Origin of the sequence: uncultured Polaribacter sp., assembly GCF_947503855.1 — a bacterium.
In the GTDB taxonomy this organism is placed as follows: Bacteria; Bacteroidota; Bacteroidia; order Flavobacteriales; family Flavobacteriaceae; genus Polaribacter.
Genome location: NZ_CANNFF010000018.1, coordinates 1 through 5867, shown reverse-complemented (window position 1 = coordinate 5867; position 5867 = coordinate 1). Strand labels below are relative to the sequence as shown.

Annotated in this window: 5 protein-coding genes and 2 pseudogenes; 5 read left to right on the top strand and 2 right to left on the bottom strand. The window is 38.8% G+C overall.

Features of this window, described 5'->3' with window-relative positions; genetic code table 11:
• Positions 1–132 precede the first annotated feature (132 nt).
• The 5 genes and pseudogenes from Q0662_RS11810 to Q0662_RS11790 all read left to right on the top strand — a co-directional run.
• Positions 133–678 (top strand): BRCT domain-containing protein, encoded by a 546-nt coding sequence (locus Q0662_RS11810; protein WP_005807148.1) that lies wholly within the window; start codon positions 133–135, stop codon positions 676–678.
• A 220-nt stretch (positions 679–898) separates the two neighbouring features.
• Positions 899–1723: a class D beta-lactamase OXA-347 gene (locus Q0662_RS11805; protein ID WP_004295324.1), complete on the top strand. Its 825-nt coding sequence runs from the start codon at positions 899–901 to the stop codon at positions 1721–1723.
• A gap of 184 nt (positions 1724–1907) precedes the next feature.
• Positions 1908–2828 carry a macrolide hydrolase EstT gene (estT, locus tag Q0662_RS11800; protein ID WP_046701559.1) on the top strand — a complete coding sequence of 307 codons (921 nt, stop codon included), beginning with the start codon at positions 1908–1910 and terminating at the stop codon, positions 2826–2828.
• Positions 2821–4044 carry a chloramphenicol/florfenicol efflux MFS transporter FloR gene (gene floR, locus Q0662_RS11795; RefSeq protein WP_014053560.1) on the top strand — a complete coding sequence of 408 codons (1224 nt, stop codon included), beginning with the start codon at positions 2821–2823 and terminating at the stop codon, positions 4042–4044. Before estT ends, floR begins: the two co-directional genes overlap by 8 nt.
• A 27-nt stretch (positions 4045–4071) precedes the next feature.
• Positions 4072–4170, top strand: a pseudogene (locus Q0662_RS11790) (LysR family transcriptional regulator); the annotation flags it as partial.
• Between the two features lie 234 nt (positions 4171–4404).
• Here Q0662_RS11790 and erm(F) read toward each other — a convergent pair.
• On the bottom strand, positions 4405–5205 hold the full coding sequence (gene erm(F) / locus Q0662_RS11785; RefSeq protein ID WP_182650836.1) for a 23S rRNA (adenine(2058)-N(6))-methyltransferase Erm(F): 801 nt from the start codon (positions 5203–5205) through the stop codon (positions 4405–4407).
• Between the two features lie 490 nt (positions 5206–5695).
• Positions 5696–5867, bottom strand: a pseudogene (locus tag Q0662_RS11780) (EreD family erythromycin esterase); the annotation flags it as partial.

The window sequence follows — 5867 nt, the reverse complement described above, 5'->3', positions numbered from 1 at the left end:
AGACGGTATTTTGGAGACAAACTCTTTGACAGACTAGTAATTGCGAATATAACAGGTGCATAAACGGATAATCAGAAAAATCTATATGAACATTATAATTTAAAACCATATGTCATAAGTTATATTGACACAATGTTATTTGCAGATAAACTTGGGATGCCTAAAAAAATAAAAGATTTAGCAGAGAGTTTGGACTTAGAAGTAACAAATCATCACGACCCAGAATTCGATGCAAAACTTTGTGCTTTAATATTTGGCGAATTGACTGACAAGTATCCAAGTTATCAAGAACTAATAAGAAAAATTGATGACCAGCCTAAAACAAATAATAATTATTTCAATCAACCAAGTGAAGATGTTTTAGAAGAAAATGAAGAGCATTTATCAAATTATCAAATAACTCAAAACGAACTTGAAAACATTGATTTAATAGGAAAAGGAATAGTTATTACGGGCAACTTTTCAATAGAAAGAGAAGAAATAAAAACTTTTCTAATGAAAATTGGTGGACAAATAAAATCAGGAATAACAGGTAAAGTAGATTTTGTTTTTGCAGGTGAAGATTGTGGTTGGTCAAAAATCCAAAAAATAAACGACTTAAACCAATCAAAAAAAGCAAACATTAGAATTTTAAACGAAGCTGACTTAAATTATCTTATCAAAAAATACGGCATATAACATCGCATTGGCAAAATGGCGGGTTAAGTGCCAAACTCAACTTTTGTGCATTTTATTCCGCCGAATGTGTTCCACATTCAGCTTTTTTTAATAATTTAGCTTCTGTGGAAACACATCGGCTACGTCACTGCTAAATTGAACTTTTTGTCCAATTTATCCGCCACTTCGCCAATGCGTTTCCCGTTAGTGGCAACAAAAACAAACGATAATTAGACAATAAATGAAAAATATTTTATTTGTAGTTTTTATTTCAATGATATTTTTATTTGTTTGCTGTAACACAACAACGAATAAAAACATAATTGAAACAGAAATTTCTGATTTTGACAAAATTTTAGATAGTTTTCAAGTAAATGGTTCAATTCTAATTTATGATAACGACAAGAATACTTTTTACTCAAATGACTTTGATTGGGCTAAAAACGGAAAATTACCTGCATCAACATTCAAAATTCCAAATTCTATAATTGCTGTTGAATTAGGCATTATTGAAAATGATACAACTATTTTAAAATGGAATGGCGAGCAGAGAAAAATGGATATTTGGGAAAAAGATTTATCATTTAAAGATGCTTTTAGAATTTCCTGTGTTCCTTGCTATCAGGAAATTGCAAGGAAAATCGGAACAATTAAAATGAAAGAATATTTAGAAAAATTTGAGTATAAAAATATGATTTTTGACAGTTTAACGATTGACAATTTTTGGCTTGAAGGAAATTCAAAAATATCTCAAAAACAACAAATCGACTTTTTAAGGAAATTCTATTTTTCAAAATTTCCAATTTCTGATAGGACAATAAAGATTGTCAAAAATATTATGGAAATTGAGCGAACTGAAAATTACATTTTAAGCGGTAAGACTGGATTAAGTTCGATAGAAGAAAAATATAATGGTTGGTTTGTTGGTTATGTTGAAACAAAATCTAATGTTTATTTTTTTGCAACAAATGTAATTCCGACAGACGGATTGAATGTTGATGATTTTATTTCATCGAGAATTAATGTAACAAAAAATGCGTTAAAGCAAATGAATATAATGAAATGATAAATGCCACTAACATATGGTAGCCGATAATTGCCGGCTTTCGTGCCAACTTGATACTTTGGTGCTTTTAACGAACCGAAGTGCTAAATTGATACGAAAGTGCTGTAAATCCGGCAACTACGGCTACCATTTTTCGTTAGCGGGCATTGTGAAAGATACCAGCATAACAGTTAAACATTGATAAATGAAAAAAAAACTACTTTGGATATTAATTTTAGGACTGATAATAATCAGTTGCAAACAAAGGAAAACAGAAATGAAAGAGAAAATAATTAAAACAAACGGCATTGAACTCTGTACGGAAAGTTTTGGAAATAAGAAAAATCCAGCAATCCTTTTGGTAGCAGGTGCAACCGTATCAATGCTGTATTGGGACACTGAATTTTGCCAACAATTATCTGAAAAAGGATTTTTTGTTATTCGTTACGACAACAGAGATGTAGGAAAATCCACTAATTATGAACCAGGTTCTACTCCATACGATATTGTTGACTTAACTAATGACGCTATTTCAATATTGGATGGCTACAAGATTGACAAAGCACATTTTGTGGGGATTTCTTTGGGCGGACTAATTTCTCAAATAGCATCAATAAAGTTTGCCGACAGAGTTAACTCCTTAACTCTTATGTCATCAGGCCCTTGGGGAGACTCAGACCCAACTATACCTGAAATGGACACGAGTATTTTAGATTTCCATAGTAAAGCAGGTACAGTCAATTGGACAAATGAAGACAGTGTGGTAAACTATTTAATTCAGGGTGCAGAATTAATGAGTGGCAAGAAACAATTTGACAAACAAAGAAGTGAAAAACTGATAAGAGCTGAGTTCAATAGAGCCAACAATTATATAAGTATGTTCAATCACGCTGCATCGCAAGGTGGTGGTGGTGAAGAATATTGGAACAGATTAAACGAAATCAAACAACCCACCTTAATTATCCACGGAACAGACGACAAAATTTGGCATTATAAGAATGCAGGTTTTTTACTAGAAAAAATAAAAGGTTCAAATCTAATCACCCTTGAAGGTACAGGACACGAATTACACGTTGATGATTGGAAATCAATTATTGATGGAATAGAAAAACACATAAATGACTGATAAACAAAAACAACGCCCCGCGTGGGCCTATACGCTGCCGGCAGCACTGCTGCTGATGGCTCCTTTCGACATCCTCGCTTCACTGGCGATGGATATTTATCTCCCTGTCGTTCCAGCGATGCCCGGCATCCTGAACACGACGCCCGCTATGATCCAACTCACGTTGAGCCTCTATATGGTGATGCTCGGCGTGGGCCAGGTGATTTTTGGTCCGCTCTCAGACAGAATCGGGCGACGGCCAATTCTACTTGCGGGCGCAACGGCTTTCGTCATTGCGTCTCTGGGAGCAGCTTGGTCTTCAACTGCACCGGCCTTTGTCGCTTTCCGTCTACTTCAAGCAGTGGGCGCGTCGGCCATGCTGGTGGCGACGTTCGCGACGGTTCGCGACGTTTATGCCAACCGTCCTGAGGGTGTCGTCATCTACGGCCTTTTCAGTTCGATGCTGGCGTTCGTGCCTGCGCTCGGCCCTATCGCCGGAGTATTGATCGGCGAGTTCTTGGGATGGCAGGCGATATTCATTACTTTGGCTATACTGGCGATGCTCGCACTCCTAAATGCGGGTTTCAGGTGGCACGAAACCCGCCCTCTGGATCAAGTCAAGACGCGCCGATCTGTCTTGCCGATCTTCGCGAGTCCGGCTTTTTGGGTTTACACTGTCGGCTTTAGCGCCGGTATGGGCACCTACTTCGTCTTCTTCTCGACGGCTCCCCGTGTGCTCATAGGCCAAGCGGAATATTCCGAGATCGGATTCAGCTTTGCCTTCGCCACTGTCGCGCTTGTAATGATCGTGACAACCCGTTTCGCGAAGTCCTTTGTCGCCAGATGGGGCATCGCAGGATGCGTGGCGCGTGGGATGGCGTTGCTTGTTTGCGGAGCGGTCCTGTTGGGGATCGGCGAACTTTACGGCTCGCCGTCATTCCTCACCTTCATCCTACCGATGTGGGTTGTCGCGGTCGGTATTGTCTTCACGGTGTCCGTTACCGCGAACGGCGCTTTGGCAGAGTTCGACGACATCGCGGGATCAGCGGTCGCGTTCTACTTCTGCGTTCAAAGCCTGATAGTCAGCATTGTCGGGACATTGGCGGTGGCACTTTTAAACGGTGACACAGCGTGGCCCGTGATCTGTTACGCCACGGCGATGGCGGTACTGGTTTCGTTGGGGCTGGTGCTCCTTCGGCTCCGTGGGGCTGCCACCGAGAAGTCGCCAGTCGTCTAACCGACGACTGGTAGCAGGCCCGCTCCGATGCGGCGCACTAACCATCGAAACCTCGTGAATGTCGGTATCCTGTCTGGCAGGATACCGCTCATTTCCCTTGTTCAGTTCAACATCGCATTGGCAAAATGGCGGGTTAAGTTCAAAATTCAACTTTTGTGCTTTTTATTCCGCCGAATGTGTCCCACATTCAGCTTTTTTTTAATAATTTAGCTTCTGTGGAAACACATCGGCTACGTCACTGCTAAATTGAACTTTCGGTTCAATTTATCCGCCACTTCGCCAATGCGTTTCCCGTTATGCGGCAGCTTAAAAGACGACACCAAACCAAAAAAATCATCTTGACAACCACCCGACTTTGAACTACGAAGGATGAAATTTTTCAGGGACAACTTCCAGCATTTCCAAAAAACAGTTTACCCATTGACTTGGAGACAAACAAACAATTTGAGCATTAAGGTTTAAACCGAATTTTTCCGAAATTGACCTGACCTGACTTTTCCTGAAAATCGACTTTAAAGCTGTTTTTACAGATAAATCAGGTTTCTCTAACAGACAGGAAATAAATGCTAAGTATTTGGCTTTAAACTTAAAATCAAAAAATAAGTGTTTTCTTTTAATGTTTAACAGGGCTGATTTGACAGTTGGCGGTGGCAAGAAACTTTCAGGACCTACCTCATAGACAAGTTTCAAATCAAAAAAAGTATGATAGAAAACGGTATATGGATTGTAAAGCTTCCTCGAAAATAACTTTTGTGTAGGTTCTAACTGAAGGATAATGGAACCTCCCAGAAAATTTCCAAGACTCTCAAACATCAGGATTTTGAAAATATCGGAAGTAATGCCATAAGGAATATTTGACACCACTTTGAAAGGAAATTTCGGAACTGCAAAATTCCTAAAATCACAACCGACAACTTGAACATTTCGGGCATCAGAAAATAATTTTCGTAAATGTTCAACCAAAGCTGTGTCGTTTTCAATAGCAACAACATTGTTGGCGATTTTTAATAAATGAACAGTAAAAAACCCCTTGCCTGCCCCAATATCTAAAACCGTATCCTGATTACTTATATTTGCTTGTCTTATTGCATCTTTTATTAGCACTTTATCAATAGTAAAGTGCTGACCCGTAAAACGAACGGGCAATTTCTTTTTTGTCATTAGTAACTTCTTACAGGTGAATACTTGAATTCAAATCGTGGAGAAGTGAATAGACAGTATTACCCGACAGAGCAACTATGACAACGTAACGCCTTTACAAAAAAGTCGGTACACGAAACCCATAGACTAATTGTCTTGACCTAAAAGAGATTGGAATTTTCAGGACTGCCTATCACTTAGATAGAAGTCCAAGGTCTGCTGAAATACATAATTCAAAAATTGAAATTGCTTGACTGCAAATTTAGTAACTTTGCTTGATAAATTAACGAGAAAGAAGAGAAAATGAAAGCCGACCGCATAACATCACCTATACGCAAGCAGGGGGTTCGTGCTTCGTAAGACAGGAAAGTGGTAAATTTGAAGTTCAGTTCTTCGTAGGAAGTTCAGTGGTTAAAATCCCTGCCTGCGTATAGCTGAGAACCGTTATGTGAAAGAATAAAACGGCACCTCCAAAAAGAAAGTGCCGTTTCGAAATTAAATTTATAAATTCTCAATCCACTACTTCTGAAACAGTTGATTTTTCTATTAGAAAAATTCCGTCAAAAGCTTCTTCTATTTCAGTTTTTAGGCACATCGAATCAAATCGAATCTTATTACAATTTTTTAATTCCGTACTTCTGTTCATTAGTAAACAGCATTCTTTTCCTCCAAATTCTTGCATA